This is a genomic window from Chitinophaga deserti, assembly GCF_003149455.1.
Taxonomy (GTDB): Bacteria; Bacteroidota; Bacteroidia; order Chitinophagales; family Chitinophagaceae; genus Chitinophaga; species Chitinophaga deserti.
Map to the genome: position 1 here is coordinate 460,627 of NZ_QFFK01000003.1, position 19,280 is coordinate 479,906.

The following is a 19,280-nucleotide window of genomic DNA, read 5'->3' on the forward strand; positions in this document are numbered from 1 at the left end:
GTGCAGCCTTCTGCCATAACCCCAACTCAATAAATACCATCTCTCATGAAGCATTATCTACGTATGGTGCCCCTGCTTGCATGGCTGCTTTGCAGCTTTACAGGCCTGAGGGCCGCCACCCCCACACTGCCTTCCTCCGCTGTGACTTTTAACACCATTGAAGGCAATCACTTAGGATTTTACTGGACCAGAGGCGATGGCGATAAACGCATCGTTATTGCCCGTGCAGGCCAGCCGGTCTCTGCCAGACCTGAAAACGGCAAGTCGTACACTGCCAGCCTCACCTTCGGACAGGGCGAGGCTATTAAGCCCGGCGAATTTGTGGTAGGATATGGTAATATCAACCAGGTAACCCTCTCCGGCCTAACTTCCGGAGTGGATTACTACATCGCCATATTCGAATTCAATGGCGATGGTACTACTACTGAATACCTAACCACCGGGTTCCTCACCGGCAATAAGAAAACGGTACAGGCCCCCACAACTCAGGTTTCAGGTCTGCAATTCTCAAACATTACCGCGAACAAGGCAACCATCAGCTGGACACATGGAAACGGCTATGGTCGCATGATCGTTATGCGGGAAGGCGGCGCTGTAAACGCTGAGCCTGTTGAATTTGTGAATTACAATGCCAACGCCAACTTCGGTTTTGGCACACAGATAGGTACAGGAAACTATGTTATCTACAACTGGTATATTAACCCTCCCCCCACTACTGTTTACCAACTTAAAAACGGCGTCACCTACCATGTGGCGGCTTATGAATTCAATGGCTGGTCAGCACCTGCTTTCGCAAGGCCTGCTGCCACCGCCTCATTCACCACGCTTGCGGAACCTTCCAAAGCACCCACAAGCTTATATGCCGACTCGCGCGACACCAAACAGTTCCGTATACTCTTCCCCGCAGGAGATGGTACCAAGCGTATCCTCATTGGCAGAAAGGGAAGCCCCGTAACCACCGTTCCACAGGATGGCGTCACCTATACGCCCAATATGGAATTCGGGAAAGGGTCTAAACTCGGAACGGATGAATTTGTAATTTATGCCGGCACCGACTGGATGAGTTATGTAACCGGCCTCGAACCCGGTGCCACCTACCATTTCCGTGCTTTCGAATATGAAGATGCCGGTACTACAAATTATCTCACATCCTCCTTCGCGGAAGGTTCGAGCTCCACGCTAATAGCGCCTACTACCGGCATTACTAACTTTACCGCTACAGACCTCCGCGCTTTCCAGCTAACATTGAACTGGACCAAAGGCGATGGTAACAACCGCATCCTTATCGGCAAAGCAAATGCGCCGGTAGATGTAACCCCTGAAGATTTTAAAACTTATACCGGCAGCACCCAGTTTGGGCGCGGACAAGAAATCGGCAATGGTAACTTTGTAATGTTGGATGGAAACTATACATCACAAACTACAATTACACAGCTCCAACCCGGTATCACCTACCACTTCGCTATTTTTGAAGCAAACGGCACTGTAAACCCCATTTACCTGAAACCCGGGCAAACAGTTAGTGCCGCCACACAAGCCCACCCCACCACACATCCCAAAGATCTGAGCATCGACTTGCGCGCGCTCACCACGATGCGTGTATACTGTAACATGGGGAATGGAACAAAACTGCTGGTAATAGCCAAAAAAGGTTCACCGGTAACCGCAGTTCCGGTAGATAAAAAAGTTTACCGGCCAAGCTGGAAATTTGCCGACGGGGAAGAAATTGCTCCCGGCGAATTTGTTATCCATGCAGACACCTGGAACGCTCCTACCGTTAACACACTCGATCCCAATACTACTTATCACTTCCGGGTGATCAACTATAACGAGATTAATGGCGAACCCTTCTACTATACCGCAGCGCCGATGACGGATGGCAGTGGTACCACGATCGATTATGCCCGTCCGCAGGCCAGCAACCTTACCTTCCCGGAAATTACCCATACCGGCATAAAGCTGAAATTCACGGCAGGCGGTGGTAACAGAAGGCTGATCACCTATAGGATCGGCGCACCGGTAGATGTGCATCCCACAGACGGATCCAGCTATGGCGGAGGCCACGGGCTTGGCAACGGCAATTTTATCCTTGGCTATACATCTACCGACGAATACACGGCAACAGGACTTACCGCGGGTACCAACTACCACTTTGCGATATATGAAATCACACCCAATCAATACTTCTATACGCCTGTACCTTTAACCGGCCAGGCTACAACTACCGGCTCTACCCAAACCATCACTTTCCCCGATATGCCGGCCCAGACATATGGCAATCCGGACTTCGATCCGCAGGCCACCGCCAGCTCCGGGCTTCCGGTAACTTATGAGTTCAGCCATACAAATTATGTGGAAATCGTAAATGGTAAAATCCACATCCTGCGCAGTGGTACCATTACGGTAACGGCTAAACAGGCAGGAGACGCCACTTACGCACCGGCCCCGCCTGTCAGCAAAACGCTTACCATCAACAGGGCACCCCTTATTATCACCGCCGTCAATCAAACAAAACCATACGGGGCTAATATCCCCACCCTTTCCGCTTCCTACAATGGCTTCGTTTTGGGAGAAACTGCATCGGTACTCACCAATATGCCCATTCTTTCCACTTCGGCCACTGCAGCTTCGCCTCCCGGTGATTATACCATCAACATCAGTGGCGCCAGCGGAACTAACTATAACATCACCCACCGTACCGGCATCCTGACCATTCAGCCACCGCCACGTACACCACAAACCATCACTTTCCCTACTATTGCTGCGCTTCGTTACGGCATGGCACATGTTACACCTCAGGCAACTGCAACATCAGGATTACCTGTTTTCTTCACCAGTGGCAACACTAATGTAGCCCAGATCGTAAACGGGCAGATCCAGATAAAAGGTGCAGGAACGGCAAAGATCACGGCTAATTGTCCGGGTGATCAAACCTGGGAAGATGCTCCCGGAGTGGAACAAACCATTACCATCAATAAAGCCGACCTTACCATTCTCGCCGAAGATAAGATCATGACCCAGGGTAATGCCGTACCGGCGCTTACTGCACGGTACATTGGTCTTGTTTACAACGAGCAGCCCACTGTGCTCACTACTGCGGCACAACTGGTCACTACCGCCACCAGAGCATCTTTACCCGGCACCTATCCCATCACGGTAACCGGTGCTACTTCCGGTAACTACAACATTACCATGACTGCCGGATCGCTGCTGGTACAGCCTCGTCCTAAACTGCAGCAAACTATCACGTTCGCAACAATCACCGATAAAACATATGGCAATGCTGCCTTTGCTGCCGGTGCCACCGCCAGCTCAGGTCTTCCTGTAACATACCGTACCACCACACCAACTGTTGTATCCATCGCAGGCGGACAAATACGCATCATTGGAACCGGTACTGCAGTGGTTTTCGCAAACCAGGCAGGTAACAACGATTATGAGGCCGCACTGGAAACTTCCCGCACCTTCGCCGTACAACGCGCTCCGCTGGAAGTAAGGGCAGATAACAAAACGAAAGTGGAAGGACAGAACAATCCCCCACTGACCGTTAGATACACCGGGTTTGTAAATGGTGAATCCGCAGCCGTACTCACACAGCAGGCAACACCGACAACGAACGTTACCAATAGCACTCCGGCCGGGCAGTACGACATCTTCCCCGGTTCTGCCATTGCCGCCAACTACGTGATGACATATGTAAACGGGGTATTCACTGTAACCGCAAAACCTAAACAACCACAAACCATCAACTTCCCCACGCTTACCAACGTAACGTACGGAGATGCTGACTTCGGGATTACCGCTACAGCCACTTCCAATCTTCCCGTAAGCTTTACCTCACTCACTCCCGATGTGGCCACTATCACAAACGGACAGATCCATATCCTGAAGGCTGGTACTGTAACCATCCGCGCCAGTCAGGATGGCAATACCGATTACCTCGCCGCAGCTCCCATTGCGCGCAGCTTTATGGTGAACAAGGTACAGCTGACCGTTACTGCGGAAAACAAAACCAAAGTGCAGGGCACGGCAAACCCTACACTGACTGTCACCTACGCAGGTTTCGTGAAAAATGAGAACTTTAATGTGTTCACAACGCAGCCAGTAATCAACACAACTGCTACGCTGCAGTCTCCCGTTGGGAATTATGTAATCCGGGCTTCCGGCGCCGTAGCTGCCAACTACACGTTCGTGTACGTGAATGGCACACTTACTGTGACTGCCCGTCCTAAACAGCCGCAAACCATCAACTTCCCGGCACTGGCAAACAGGCAATATGGTAATGCTGCATTCGCGCTTACTGCTACCGCCACTTCCAGCCTCGCGGTACGGTATGTGAACGAAACACCTGCAATCATCAGCATCAACGGCACACAGGTAACCATCCTGAAAGCAGGCCGCGCATCCATCCGCGCCGAGCAGGATGGTAATAACGACTGGCTGGCAGCCGCTGCCGCCACTCAGGCCTTCGATGTTGAAAAGGCTCCGCTCACCGTTACTGCAGATAACAAAACCAAAGTGGAAGGCACCGACAATCCGGCGCTCACCGTCAACTACACAGGCTTCCTGAACGGAGATGATGCGGGTGATATCCAAACACTTCCGGTTGTAACTACCAACGCTACACGCACTTCAGCACCCGGCAATTATCCTATCACCGCTTCCGCAGCGGTTGCTGATAATTACCGCTTTACTTATGTAGCAGGAACGCTTACTGTTACTCCCCGCGCACAGGCGCAAACAATCCAGTTTGCAGCACCTGCTCCCCGCATTTACGGCGATGCTGACGTGAACCCTGCCGCCACAGCTACATCAGGTCTGACAATCTCCTACACCAGCACTGCTCCTGCTGTAGCCACAATCGTAAACGGGCAGATCCATATTACCGGTACAGGTACAACTACGATTACTGCTGAACAGGCAGGTAATAATGACTGGCTGGCTGCAGCTCCTGTAAGCCGCACATTCACCGTAGGAAAAGCACAGCTCACCATCACTGCAGACAACAAATCGAAAGTGACCGGTACTGCCAATCCTCCGCTGACAGCTTCTTACCAGGGCTTTGTGCTCAACGAGAACGCTGGTGTACTTACCACTCCTGTTGCACTGCATACGCTGGCAAATGAAAACAGTCCTGCAGGGAAATACCCCATCCAAATCACCGGTGGCGCCGCAGCCAACTACAACATCAGGCTGGTACAAGGCATCCTCACGGTTATCAACAAACCGAAAGACGATGTGAAAGCCTGGTGTAGCAGCCGCAGCACCTTACAGATCAGGGTGTATGTAAATGAAGCACAGGGTGCTAATGTGATCCTGTATTCCACTTCGGGCCAGCGGGTATCACAGCTCTACAAACGGCTCGATGCAGGCAGCAATACCATGCAGCTGGATGTATCCCGCATCCCAACCGGCATGTATGTACTGCATATCAATGGCGAAAAAACCAGTCAAACCCAAAACGTAGCGATTAACTAAATAAACAGCCGGGCCTGTGTGGCCCGGCTTTCAAAAATACTCTTCATGAAAAAGACTTACCTGATCCGCAATACCTTCGCCGCACTGCTGCTGGCCAGCGCAGGTGCCGCCAGCGGACAATCGACCGATCCTGTGAACATCACCTCATCCGCCGTACCCTTTCTTCGCATATCTCCTGATGCACGCGCCTCCGGCATGGGCAATATGGGACTGGCTACCAGTGCAGATGCCAACAGCGGCCTGTGGAACCTTGCCAAAACACCCTTTGCAGACAGTATTGGCTCACTGGCGGTGAACTACAGTCCCTGGATGCGGGATGTAACCAAGGATGTGTATATGCTGCATGCCGGCGGTTATTACCAATTGGGCGGAGGTCAGGCTATTTCCGCGAACATCCGTTACTTCAGCCTGGGTAACCTTCCCCTGACGGATCACAATGGGCAGGAACTGAAAACATCTTATCCCCGCGAAATGGCATTTGATCTGGGATACGCACGCAAACTGAGTGAGCGCTTCGGTATCGGTGTGGCTTTCCGCTACATCAGTTCCAGCCTCGTACGCGGTAACCTCAATGCCATCCGCTACAAAGCCGCTATGGCAGTTGCCGGCGACATCTCGCTGTATTATTCCGGCCTCAATGATGAAGGGCAGGGCTTTACCGCAGGTTTCGCGCTGAGTAATCTCGGTTCGCGCATTGCCTATAGAGGCGATTCTGATCAGAAAGAATTCCTCCCTGCTAACTTAGGACTGGGTGGCGCTTATACTTTTGTAATGCAGGAAGATCATCGCATTATGTTAGGTGCTGAAGTAAATAAGCTGATGGTACCTGCCATGGATGATGTAAAGGAATACTATGAAACCGGCGCTATGGCAGCCTGGTTCCAGTCGTTCGGCAACAATACCTGGCGCGTATCGGGTGGTGCGGAATATTCCTATCGCAATGCATTCAATGCACGAGTAGGGTATATCTCCGGTAACAAAAACGAAGGCAGGATTCAGGAGATCACGGCCGGTGTAGGCGGGCGTTACCGCATGGTAGCCATGAACCTCTCCTACGTAGTGCCTTCAGGCAATGGAGCCAACCGCAATCCTTTGTCCAATACACTGCGTATCGGGCTTACGGTAGACCTTGCCCCTCCGCAATAACACAACAACTGTCTCAATAAAAAAAAGCCGGCGCAATTGCAGCCGGCTTTTTTAATACCTGGTGAATATTTTATGCAACGGCTTCCACAGCCAATTCTACTTTGGCGCCGTCTTCGATTGAAGTAATATAGATTTCCGGTGATACACCATAGCGCTGGCGGAACTGCTCCTGTACGAATTCGCAGAAAGCATCCACTTTTCCGGTTTCAACGAGGTTGATGGTGCAACCGCCGAAACCGCCACCCATCATACGGGCGCCTGCCACTTCGGGGCGCTGTGATGCCAGCTGGGCGAGGAAGTCAAGTTCCGGGCACGATACTTCATACAGTTTGCTAAGCCCTTCATGCGAAGCAAACATCAGGGCACCGGCCTCTTTCAGCTCGTTACGCTGCAGATGTGCACAGGCTTTCTCCACACGTTCATTCTCCTGTGTAACGTACAGGCAGCGGTCGTATACTTTAGCTGGAAGCAGGTGTTGCTGTTGCTGTACCTGTGCTGAAGTGAGATCGCGCAGGCTGTTGGCAGAGGGGTATACCTGTTGGAGGATCTTCACCCCTTCTTCACATTGTGCGCGGCGCACGTTGTATTCAGAAGATGCGAGGGAGTGATGAACCATCGAGTTAACAAGTACCACTTTCACTTCTGAAGAAAAACTGAACGGGAAGTACTGATAATCGAGGCTGCGGCAGTCGAGCAGCATCACACTGTCTTTACGCCCGTGCAGGTTCGCGAACTGGTCCATAATGCCGCATTTCACACCGGGGAAGGTATGTTCTGCGAGCTGACCGATTCGGGCCATTTCCATACGGGTAAGATTAAATCCAAGGAGATGATCGAGCGCTACGGCCAGGCCCCCTTCAACGGCAGCAGAACTGCTCATACCGGCACCAATAGGGATATCGCCGGTGATAACACAATCGAACCCTTTTACTTCATGGCCTTTTTGCTGCAGGTGGTAAACCACGCCTTTGAGGTAGTTGATCCAGTCGCCACCGGGTTCAATGTTGTGAAGGGAAAAGGAGGCAGATTCACCACTGAACATGGCGTACGCATTGCAGGTGTCGGTGCCGTTGAGAGCAATGGCGTAGATGATACGCTTGTCGATGGCGGCGGGCAATACGAACCCTTCGTTATAGTCGGTATGTTCTCCGATCAGGTTGATCCTTCCCGGGGAGCTGATGATAATGGGCTCCCTGTTAAAACGCTGGCGAAACTCCTTGGTGGCTGTGGCTATCATTATAAGGGTATATTTTACACCTAAAAGTAATAAAAAACAGGAGTAATCAAAAGGATGCGGGTTTCGCCGGCAAGATTCGCACATGCTAATATACTATCAGAACCACCGCTTTCGCACTGTTTTCGGGCATTTCACAAAGAATTCAATATCAATCATTTGCACTACCATTGTTCGGTCATCCTTCGGTGATCCTTCGGTAAACGGGGTGCTTCCCTGGGGGATGACCGAAGGATCACCGAAGGATGACCGAAGGATGACCGAAGGATGAAAAACACGAATCCGGTAGGATATTAACTGGTTGAAAGGTGACGTAACTAAAAAGGGCCGTCTTACGACAGCCCTTTCGGTATACTTAGCAAAAGTAATTATTTAGCAGCTCTAACCTTACCGATCATATGGCCTTTAAGGGCGAAGAACAGGATGTAGATATAGCAGGGCACCATGGCGTAGAGGAAGGCGGATTTAAACGTAACGCCGTCGGAATGCAGGGCAAAGCCAAGCAGGCTGGACTCTTCATACAGGCCGGTATATATCTGCGGGAGGATGGCACCACCGGCGATACCCATTACCAGGATAGCGGAACCGATCTTGGTGTATTTACCCAGGCCTTCGATAGCGAGGGGGAAGATAGCGGGCCACATGAGGGCGTTAGCAAAACCGAGGAGGGCGATGCAGGTAACTGCAGTAGAACCATCGGTAAGGTAAGCGCCTACGGTAAAGAGGATACCGAGTACGGCAGAACCTCTGAGGGCCATATCCTGTGAGAGATATTTAGGGATGGTGAAGATACCGATCACATAACCCACCAGCATGGAACCGAGTGTGAAGGAGCTAAAGTATTTAGCAGCATCAGCACTGAGACCAACGCTCTTGCCATAGGTACCGATTACGTCGCCGGCCATTACTTCCACACCTACGTAAACGAAGATACAGAGGGCACCCAGCCAGAGGTAAGGGTACTTGCCGAGGGAGCTGCGTGCAGGAACGGAAGCGCCTGAGCTGTCGGTTTCTTCTGCTTCGATTTCAGGCAGGGTAGAGCGGCGGATAAGGAATGCAACAATGAGGAGGAACAGGGTGAGCACGATGTAAGGCATGATCACACGGCCGGCCAGCTCGTCGAGCAGCTGGGATTTAACGACAGCATCGGTAGTAGATTTGATTTTAATTTCTACTTCTGTAGCATTCTTCAGGAGGATGGAAGAAAGGATCAGGGGGCTGATCACACCTGCCAGTTTATTACAGATACCCATTATGGAAATACGCTGTGCAGCACTTTCGATGGGCCCGAGGATGCTCACATAAGGGTTAGTGGCGGTTTGCAGCAGGGAAAGGCCTGCACCCTGGATGAAGAGGCCCACCAGGAACAGGATGAAGCTTTTGCTGTTAGCAGCAGGAATGAAAACGATGGAACCGATGGCCATTACAACAAGACCAATAGCCATACCATTCTTAAAGCCGAGCTTTTTGAGGACTACGGAAGAAGGGAGGGACCAGAGGAAGTATGGGATGTAGAATGCGAATGTAACCATTAAAGCCTGTGAATCAGTCAGATCACACAAAAGCTGAAGAAACTGTATCAGTGAAGCGTTCAGCCAGGTCACGAAGCCGAAAACGGCGAACAGACCCCCAATAATTAACATGGCCTGTTTGTACCCTCCTTCCTGCGGAGCGGTCATAGTAATGGTTTTGCTACTCATTAGCTGCAAAGGTTGATTGTTCAAGAATGCCACGAACATAATGAACAATTCGCTAAATTCATAAATATATTAGCTAAAACGTTTGAGCAATGTAAAATAATGCAACATTCCGAGCAGTTTTTGTCCTTTTCTCAAAAAATTAATTATACATTTAGACCCTAATTTTACCAAAATTTAACGGTATATGTCCACGCCACAAAAACAGGGTACGCATCCATCGTTTTCCGTACTGGTGCTAGTTTTCTTTTTCTGGGGCTTCGTTGCAGCCTCCAACAGCATACTGATCCCGTTCTGTAAAGCGCACTTCGGACTGACGCAGATTCAGTCGCAGCTGATCGACTTTGCGTTTTACGGCGCCTACTTCGTAGGGTCGCTCATCCTCTATTTGCTTTCCGCAATGAAGGGGGTAGATATCCTGAACAGGATCGGATTTAAAAAAGGCATCATATATGGTCTCCTTATCTCCGGCGTTGGAGCCGCTGCCACCATCGGCGCGGTAAACCTTGGTCTGGGTATGGCTGATAAAACTGCTGCCTTCTACCTCATCCTTGGCGCCTACTTCATTGTAGCCCTTGGTTTCTCCCTGCAGCAAACTGCTGCCAATCCCTTCGCCATCCTCCTTGGCGACCCTGCAGGCGGCGCACACCGTCTTAACCTCGCAGGTGGTGTCAACTCCTTCGGTACCACCATCGGTCCCATTATCGTAAGCATTCTCCTTTTCGGTTCCGCCAAAGTATCCGGCGCATCAGGAGATACTGATCTGAGCAAGATCAACATATTATATATTACCCTCGTAGGCCTCTTTCTGGCTGCCGCTGCTATCTTCGCAGCCACTAAAATGCCGAAGGGTACAGAAGACGATCATTTCGAATCTTCTCCCAAAGCCACCCGCTCTCTCCTCGGCATCACCCTGATGTTCGTGGTAATCGCGATCGGAACAGGTGTAACCACCCATCCGCTGCCCTACTTCATCGCCGGTATTATCGGTATCCTCGTGATCCTGTTCTACAGCCAGTTCACCGCCCGCTCTAATGGCGATGGCTGGGGCGCAATGAAATACCCTCAGCTGATTATGGGCATGATCGCCATTTTCGTTTATGTGGGTGTGGAAGTAAGTGCTTCCTCCAACCTCGGCGAGTTGCTGAAAACACCAGGATTCCTTACACTGGAAGGCTTGCATGAATCCGAAATCAGCCCCTATATCTCGATTTTCTGGGGTGGCCTTATGATTGGCCGCTGGACTGGCGCCATCTCTGTATTCAACATTTCCAAAACTGCACGGCAGGTGCTTTCTGTAGTGGTACCCTTCATCGCTTACGCCGTTATCCTCGGTGCCAACGCTATGAAAGGCAATGACATTACTATACTGTATCCCTTCGCTATCTGTATTGTAATCCAGATCGCAGGCTTCTTCTACGGACAGGAAAAACCTGCCAAGACGCTGCTCACTTTCGGTATCATGGGTACTGCTGCAATGATCATAGGCCTGTTCACCTCCGGTGCAGTAGCTACCTTCGCTTTCATCAGCGGCGGCCTTTTCTGCTCCGTGATGTGGCCCTGCATCTTCAGCCTCTCCATTGCCGGCCTCGGTAAATACACTGGCCAGGGTTCTTCTTTCCTGATCATGATGATCCTCGGCGGAGCACTTATCCCCCCGTTACAGGGCGGTATCGCTGACACAATCGGCATTCATTTATCTTACATCGTGCCTGTGGCATGTTTCGCATACCTGGCATTCTTCGCATTACGCGTAAAATCAATTTTAAACTCCCAAGGAATAGACTATGAGTCAGCAACTAGCGGTGGGCATTGATATCGGTGGAACGAACACTAAATTCGGTATTGTAGACCGTCGTGGCAACATCCTTTGCCAGGACCGCATGTCAACCAAAGCACACGAAGAAGTAACCATGTTTCTCGAAGAGCTGCACGGGCGGCTTACCAAGCTGATCGATCAGGTTGGCGGTATTGAGAACATCCGCGGTATCGGCGTAGGTGCCCCCAACGGTAACTACTACACCGGTAACATCGAATACGCTCCTAATCTGCGCTGGAAAGGCATCGTGCCCCTGGCGCAAATGCTGGAAGACCTCTTTGGCCTCCCAACAGTATTAACCAACGACGCCAATGCGGCGGCACTTGGTGAAATGACCTACGGTTCTGCCCGTGGCATGAAAGATTTCATTACTATCACCCTCGGCACCGGCGTAGGCAGCGGCATCGTTGCTAACGGCCAGCTGATATATGGCCACGACGGTTTTGCCGGCGAACTTGGCCACGTGATTGTAGTGCCCGGCGGCCGCCTCCATCCCGGAACGGGCGCACGTGGCTCCCTGGAATCTTACGCATCCGCCACCGGTGTTACCAACACCGCTCTTGAACTGCTGGAAGCACATCCCGAACTGGAAAGCATGCTCCGCAACCACAGCCGGGAAGAAATTGATTCCAAGCTCATTTACGAAGCCGCCATCAAAGGCGATAAGCTGGCCATAGAAATCTACGAGTTCACCGGTAAGGTGCTTGGAGAAGCGCTCGCCAACTTCGTAATGTTCTCCAGCCCCGAAGCCATTGTGCTTTTTGGTGGCCTCACACAGGCAGGCGACCTTATCATGCGCCCCGTTCGGGAGCATATGGAAGTTAACCTCCTGCCCATCTTCCAGAATAAAGTTAAATTGCTTTTCTCCGAGCTCAAGGAAAGCGACGCCGCCATCCTCGGCGCCAGCGCCATGGCCTGGGAAATGAAAGATTAATATCCGTTTTCAAACCGTGTAGTATGAAGAGCAGAAGGAACTTTTTGAAAACCGCCGCACTGGGCGCCGCAGCGCTTTCGCTGGATGGCATACCGGCTGTAGCATCATCCCGCAGCGGCTCAGCCCGTAAGCCTGTCGTAGTATCTACCTGGGACTTCGGTATTGATGCCAACCGCGCTGCCTGGGATGTATTGGGCAAAGGCGGCCGTGCACTCGACGCCGTTGAAGCCGGTGTACATGTGCCTGAAGCCGATCCAAAGAACCAAACCGTAGGCTATGGCGGCTTCCCCGACCGGGACGGCCGCGTTACCCTGGATGCCTGCATCATGGACGAGCTGGGGAACTGTGGTTCCGTAGCTGCCCTCGAGCATATCAAGCACCCTATTTCCGTAGCTCGCAAAGTAATGGAGAAAACACCCCACGTAATGCTCGTGGGCGATGGTGCCCTCCAGTTTGCACTGGAAAACGGATTTCAGAAAGAAAACCTCCTCACACCTGAATCAGAAAAGGCGTGGAAAGAATGGTTGAAAAAAGCAGAGTATAAACCAGTTATCAATATCGAAAACCAGTCGTACGAAGGCAAAGGCACCACGGCATTTAATCCGCTGCGCCTGCCCGGCAACGCCTGGAACCACGATACCATCGGCATGGTAGCCCTCGACGCTGCGGGCAACCTCTCCGGGGCATGCACCACCAGTGGTATGGCATTTAAAATGCATGGCCGTGTAGGCGACTCTCCCATTATCGGAGCCGGCTTATATGTAGATAACGAAGTGGGTGCTGCAACAGCCACCGGTGTTGGAGAAGAAGTGATCCGCGTAGTGGGCAGCTTCCTCGTAGTTGAGCTGATGCGCCAGGGTTATTCTCCCGAAGCAGCCTGCAAAGAAGCAGTGTTGCGCATTGTGAAAAAGAAGCCCGCCAAGGCCAAAGAGATCCAGATCGGCTTCCTCGCCCTCAATAAGAAAGGCGAACATGGCGCTTACTGCCTGCATCCCGGATTCAGCTATGCCTGCACTACCGGAGCCAGTGAAGAAACACTCATCAAAGGGAAATATTACTTTCAGTAAACTGATTACCAGATAATTTGATCGGCTACCCGGCGCCCTGCTGGTAGCCGATCCCTATTTTTGCAAAAAACCTCGACGTTGAAGAACATCACACTGGAAATATGCGCCACCTCCGTGGCCTCCTGCATCGCCGCCCAGGAAGGCGGGGCAGACCGTATCGAACTGTGCGACAACCTCCTCGAAGGCGGCACTACTCCCAGTCATGCCATGATCGCTGCCGTGAGGGAGCAATGCAGCCTGAAGATCTATCCTATCATCCGCCCGCGTGGGGGAGATTTCCTGTACGACGATACCGAGTTCGCTATCATGAAAAAAGATATCGAAGTATGTAAGCAGCTCGGCTGTGATGGAGTGGTAATTGGCCTCCTTACTGCAGATGGTAAAGTAGATTTGCCCCGCACCCGCGAACTGGTGGAAGCAGCAAAGCCCATGGGCGTCACTTTCCACCGGGCTTTTGATATGACCGACGATGCATTTCAGGCATTGGAAGATATCATCGCATCCGGATGCGAGCGTATCCTCACTTCCGGCCAGCGGAATACTGCCATGGAAGGCGCCTCTCTCATCCGGGAGCTGGTTGAAAAAGCCGCAGGGCGTATCCGTATTATGGCAGGCTCAGGCCTCCGCGCACACAATGCTGAAGCTCTCGCAAAAGCTTCCGGCGCTACGGAATACCATTCCACCGCCCGGGATTTTATTGACAGCCGCATGCAATACCGTAATCCCAATGTGAGCATGGGTGGCATCCCCGGGGTGCCGGAATACGGTATTTCGGTAACACAGGCCACAATCGTAAGCGCTATCCGCCAGGGCGCCGAGAAAGGCCTCAATTCCTGATTACCTGCTTTTTGATAAGCACGGGAAGCCCCTCGCTTCCCTTTTTTATGTATATCCGGCAAGCATTTGTATACCCCGGCTATATAAAATCTACTACATGTGTATAAATATTAAACAAAACACCCGTTTCATACACTACTTTTATCCACATTCCTTATTTGTGAAAAAAGCAGCATTGCTGATACATTAAATAAATTTTAAATTAGACCAAACATGAAGAAAGCTCGCTACTTAGCTTTATTGTTGTGTATGGCCCTTGGCGCAAAGGCGCAGGTAAAGGGCGTAAAACACGTGATCCTTATCGGTATGGACGGATTGGGAGCCTATGCGATGGAAAAAGCCGATAATCCCGTGATGAAGCAGATGATGGCAGACGGCAGCTGGTCGCTGAAAGCCCGCAGTGTATTGCCTTCCTCCAGCGCGGTAAACTGGGCGTCCATGATTATGGGTGCAGGTCCTGAACTGCATGGCTTCACCGAATGGGGCAGCAAAACTCCTGAGGTGCAGCCCCGTGAGCTGGACCAGTACGGCCTCTTCCCTTCCCTGTTCACCCTGATCCGCGAACAAAAGCCTAATGCGGAAACTGGTGTGATCTATTCCTGGGGAGGCATTGGTTACCTGTTCCCGAAAAAAGCAGTAAACAAGGATCAGAACTGCCCTACCGACAGTGCTACCACAGAAGTGGCCATCGCGTATCTGAAGGAAAAGAAGCCAGACTTCCTGTTCATCCATTTCGATCAGCCAGACGGAGTGGGTCACGAAATCGGGCATAACATTCCGCCCTACTATGAACAAGTGCACAAGAACGATGTTTTATTAGGGAAGATTCTGCAGGCAGTAAAAGACGCCGGCATGTGGGATAACAGCGTTATCATCTTATCTTCGGACCACGGTGGCATCAACAAGGGCCATGGCGGAAAAACAATGGTAGAGATGGAGATACCCTGGGTATTTACGGGGAAAGGGATTAAAAAGAACAATGAAGTCAAAGAAAGTATCATGACGTATGATACGGCCGCAACGATAGCTTATATCTTAGGGTTGAAAACCCCGCAGAGCTGGATCGGCCGTAACGTGAAGAGCATTTTTAAATAGTTGCGATCCGGCAGAACCCGGCCAGTTGCCGATCCGCCGGATCCCTTTTAACCACTGTATGCAGCGAATTATTCTATATCTGATTTTCTCGGTTGGCGCGCTTACCGCAAAAGCGCAGGTACAGGGCCAGGTCATAAAAGTAATGACCTATAACATCCATCATGCAGAGAACATGAGCGGCAAACTGGACATCCAGGGCATTGCCACCGTGATCCTCGCCACCAATCCTGATCTGGTAGCCCTTCAGGAAGTGGATTCCGCTACCAACCGCATCGGTAATGCCGATATTCTGAAAGAACTGGCAGATGCTACAGGCATGTACATCTATTTCGGAAAAGCCATGGATTATGATGGCGGCGGGTACGGCAACGGGGTGCTTTCGAGATACCCTATTCAGTCGGCCTACACCCTTGCCCTACCCTCTAAAGGGAAAGAAGGTGAGCCCCGCTCAGCCGCGGTGGTTACAGTCCAGCTGCCGGGCGACAGCCTCCTGCGCTTCGCCAGTGCACATCTGGACCATGTGGAAGACCCTACAGACCGTCTTGCGCAGATCCAGCTCGTGCTGGGGCAGCTCCAGCGCTCCACCGTTCCCCTGATCCTGGCAGGCGACCTGAACGCCCTTCCGGCTTCAAAGGAGATTACCCAGCTGAAAGCCCATTTCACCGATGCAACGGAGAAGCTGGGCCCCACCTGGCCGTCCGATAAGCCTACGCAGAAGCTGGATTACATCCTGCTGTCGGGCAAAGGCCGCTGGCATGTTAGCAAATCGGAAGTTGTGGAAGAAACCGTTGCTTCCGACCACCGCCCGGTAATTGCGGAACTACTCATTAAATAATCGTTTGATAAACAAATAAGTTATGCCTCCGGAATTTGACCGGAGGCTTTTTTATGCCCTACCATCCCCTCCATTCATCATTTTCCATATCACTAAAACGTTTTAGCGAATCATTTTCTGTATTTTAGCTTTTTCCGACCGGACTGCATCTATGCCATAGCGCCGGCGGGTGGATTTAAAATAAACAGTGAATGAAAAAATGGATGGTATTGCTGGCTGTAGGGCTGGCATCTGTTGCGCATGCACAGCAAAAAGACTATGCGCATAAAGTAAATCCCTTTATCGGCACAGGCGGCCACGGACATACCTACCCCGGCCCAAGTATGCCCTTCGGCATGGTTCAGCTTAGTCCGGATACACGCCTTAAAGGCTGGGACGGCTGCTCCGGATATCATTACACCGATTCCGTGATGTATGGCTTCTCCCACACGCACCTCAGCGGCACAGGTATTGAAGATTACTGCGATGTACTCCTCATGCCCGTAACCGGCCAGCCTTCCTGGAGCAACGAAGCATACGCTTCCCCCTTCTCTCACGCTAATGAAAAAGCTTATGCAGGCTTTTACAGCGTAAAGCTCGACAAATATGACATCCGCGCCAGTCTCACCGCTACCAAACGCGTAGGACTGCACAAATACGAATTCCCCGCTTCAGCGAAAGAAGGGCATGTACTGCTCGACCTCTACCACCGCGATATCGTAAAGCATTCCAGCCTGAAAGTAATCAACGACTCTACCGTGGTAGGCATGCGTGTTTCCACCAGCTGGGCTAAGGAACAGATACTGTTCTTTGCGATGAAATTCAGCCGTCCGTTCACCAGACATACCGTTGCCCTCGGCGACACTGCCAAAGGAAAACTGAATGAGGCGGAAGGCCGTAACATCAAAGCATACTTCACCTTCGGTGTTCAGCAGCCACTGCTCGTGAAAGTAGCCATCAGCGGCGTGAGTGAAGATGGTGCCCTCAGAAACCTCGATGCAGAAATGCCCGGCTTCGACTTCGACGGTACGCTTGCCGCTGCTACCAGCGCCTGGAATAAAGAGCTGGGTAAAATTGAAGTGAAAGGCGGAACGGAAGACCAGCAAACCATGTTCTATTCTGCACTGTACCACGCCTGCCTCAATCCCAACCTCTACATGGATGTGGATGGCCAGTACCGCGGTACCGACCTCAAGATCCATAAAGCGGAAGGCTTCGAAAACTACAGCGTGTTCAGCCTGTGGGATACTCACCGCGCGCTGCACCCGCTCATGACCATCATCAATCAGCATAAAACCAACGACTGGATCAATACCTTCCTCGCCCAATATAAAAACGGCGGTATGCTTCCCGTATGGGAGCTCAGCGGTAACGAAACTTTCTGCATGATCGGCTACCATTCCGTACCCGTAATTGTGGATGCTTACCAGAAAGGCATTCGCGGATTCGATTCAAAATATGCGCTGGAAGCCATGCGCAGCTATGCGGAAGGTACACGCTTTGGTATGCAGGACTACATCCGCCAGGGTTATCTCAGTATGGATACGCAGCCCGAATCCGTTTCCCGCACGCTGGAATACTCGTACGACGACTGGTGCATCGCGCAGATGGGCAAAATGCTGGGAGACACCGAAGTGTATGACCGCTACATGCGCCGCGCACAATCCTATAAAAACATCTACGACGCTTCTACCGGCTTCATGCGCGGAAAGATCGGCGGCCGCTGGATGACGCCTTTCGTACCCACGGAAGTAAATAACTTCTTCACCGAAGCCAACAGCTGGCAGTATAGCTTCTACGCCCCGCAAGACGTAAGCGGACTGATGAAGCTGAATGGCGGAAGAGAAAAATTCATCTATAAACTGAATCATCTTTTCTCTACAGAAGACAAACTCTCCGGCCGCCACCAGAGCGACATTACCGGCCTGATCGGTCAATACGCACATGGTAACGAACCCAGCCACCACATCGCTTACCTTTTCAATTACGCCGGTCAGCCCTGGAGAACACAGGAACTGATCCACCAGGTTATGAACACCATGTACCACAATGCACCTGATGGTTTGAGCGGTAACGAAGACTGCGGACAGATGAGCGCCTGGTATATCATGAGCGCCATGGGCATTTACCCAGTGCGCCCCGGCGACGGACAGTATGCCATTGGCACGCCCACTTTCGATGAAGTGAAGATCCACCTCGAAAGCGGCAAAACCTTCACCATCAAAGCCCGTAACCTGAGCCCGAAAAACTTTTATGTGAAAGGCGTGAGCGTGAAAAGCGAAGATGGCAAAACAGAAAACCTCCGCATTTCTGCCATCCCTCACAGCACCATCATGGCGGGCGGTGAAATGACGTTCGATATGAGCGGCACACCCGATAAAACATGGGCAACAGGCGCCAACGTTCCTGTAAGTGCCATTACCGAAGATCTTATCGTGGCAGTTCCTTATGCAGTTTCTGCATCCGACCGTTTCAAGCATTCCATGCAGGTAACGCTGAAAGCAGTGGAACCCAATACCGCCATCTACTACACGCTTGATGGCAGCAATCCGGATAATAAATCAAAAAAATACACCGGCCCCATTACGCTGAAGCTATCTGCACGACTCAAAGCCGTGGCCTTCCGCAATGGCAAATACAGCCAGGTGATGCAAACGCCGTTCTATCTCATCCCAACCGACAAAACCATCCAGGTATTGTCTAAGATCCATCCCCAATTCACAGCGGGCGGTCCGGATGGGTTGATCGATGGTATCCGCGGACTGGAAGATTTCCGCCTGGGTGCATGGCAGAGCCATTACCCGGGTGATCTGGAAGCTATTGTGGACCTGAAAGCACCGCGCCAGCTGCAGAAACTGGGCCTCGGCGTGTTGCAGGATCTCGGCTCATGGATATGGTACCCTTCGCAGGTAGAGTTCTTCCTTTCCGACGATGGGAAGCAATTCAAATCTGCCGGAGTGGTGAAGAACGAATTCTCCGAGCGTGAATACGGCAGCTTCATTCAAACACTGAGCCTTCCTGTGAACGCCAAAGCACGTTATGTGAAGGTGGTAGCTAAATCCATCGGCGTAATCCCCGACTGGCATCCCGGCAAAGGAGAACACGGGCATATTTTTGCAGACGAAATAATTATAGAATAGTAATTTGGGAGGGTCAAAA

At 51.5% G+C, this 19,280-nt stretch carries 11 protein-coding genes; 9 read left to right on the forward strand and 2 right to left on the reverse strand.

Annotation, left to right across the window (positions count from 1 at the left end; genetic code table 11):
- Window positions 1-45 precede the first annotated feature (45 nt).
- Complete coding sequence (locus DEV76_RS09110) at window positions 46-5,478, forward strand: MBG domain-containing protein (protein ID WP_109697566.1); 5,433 nt, start codon at window positions 46-48, stop codon at window positions 5,476-5,478.
- A gap of 45 nt (window positions 5,479-5,523) precedes the next feature.
- Complete coding sequence (gene porV, locus DEV76_RS09115) at window positions 5,524-6,624, forward strand: type IX secretion system outer membrane channel protein PorV (RefSeq protein WP_109697567.1); 1,101 nt, start codon at window positions 5,524-5,526, stop codon at window positions 6,622-6,624.
- Window positions 6,625-6,694: 70 nt separating this feature from the next.
- Here porV and galK read toward each other — a convergent pair whose 3' ends face one another.
- Window positions 6,695-7,861 (reverse strand): galactokinase, encoded by a 1,167-nt coding sequence (galK, locus tag DEV76_RS09120; RefSeq protein ID WP_109697568.1) that lies wholly within the window; start codon window positions 7,859-7,861, stop codon window positions 6,695-6,697.
- Between the two features lie 365 nt (window positions 7,862-8,226).
- Window positions 8,227-9,537, reverse strand: coding sequence for a sugar MFS transporter (locus DEV76_RS09125; RefSeq protein WP_232826913.1), 1,311 nt, complete (start codon window positions 9,535-9,537; stop codon window positions 8,227-8,229).
- Window positions 9,538-9,742: 205 nt separating this feature from the next.
- Between DEV76_RS09125 and DEV76_RS09130 the strand changes: the two genes are divergently transcribed.
- The 7 genes from DEV76_RS09130 (at window position 9,743) to DEV76_RS09160 (ending at window position 19,261) form a co-directional block, all read left to right on the forward strand.
- Entirely contained in the window at window positions 9,743-11,371 is a 1,629-nt protein-coding gene (locus DEV76_RS09130; protein WP_109697570.1) for an MFS transporter, read from the forward strand.
- Window positions 11,343-12,308: an ROK family protein gene (locus DEV76_RS09135; RefSeq protein ID WP_109697571.1), complete on the forward strand. Its 966-nt coding sequence runs from the start codon at window positions 11,343-11,345 to the stop codon at window positions 12,306-12,308. The genes DEV76_RS09130 and DEV76_RS09135 overlap by 29 nt, the downstream gene beginning before the upstream one ends.
- Window positions 12,309-12,331: 23 nt before the next feature.
- Window positions 12,332-13,375, forward strand: a complete 1,044-nt coding sequence (locus tag DEV76_RS09140; RefSeq protein WP_109697572.1) for a N(4)-(beta-N-acetylglucosaminyl)-L-asparaginase — start codon at window positions 12,332-12,334, stop codon at window positions 13,373-13,375.
- Window positions 13,376-13,453: 78 nt separating this feature from the next.
- Entirely contained in the window at window positions 13,454-14,212 is a 759-nt protein-coding gene (locus DEV76_RS09145) for a copper homeostasis protein CutC (protein ID WP_109697573.1), read from the forward strand.
- A 213-nt stretch (window positions 14,213-14,425) separates the two neighbouring features.
- Complete coding sequence (locus DEV76_RS09150) at window positions 14,426-15,307, forward strand: alkaline phosphatase (protein ID WP_109697574.1); 882 nt, start codon at window positions 14,426-14,428, stop codon at window positions 15,305-15,307.
- 58 nt (window positions 15,308-15,365) lie between these two features.
- Window positions 15,366-16,142 (forward strand): endonuclease/exonuclease/phosphatase family protein, encoded by a 777-nt coding sequence (locus DEV76_RS09155; protein WP_157962794.1) that lies wholly within the window; start codon window positions 15,366-15,368, stop codon window positions 16,140-16,142.
- A gap of 191 nt (window positions 16,143-16,333) precedes the next feature.
- Complete coding sequence (locus DEV76_RS09160) at window positions 16,334-19,261, forward strand: GH92 family glycosyl hydrolase (protein ID WP_198651993.1); 2,928 nt, start codon at window positions 16,334-16,336, stop codon at window positions 19,259-19,261.
- Window positions 19,262-19,280: the final 19 nt, after the last annotated feature.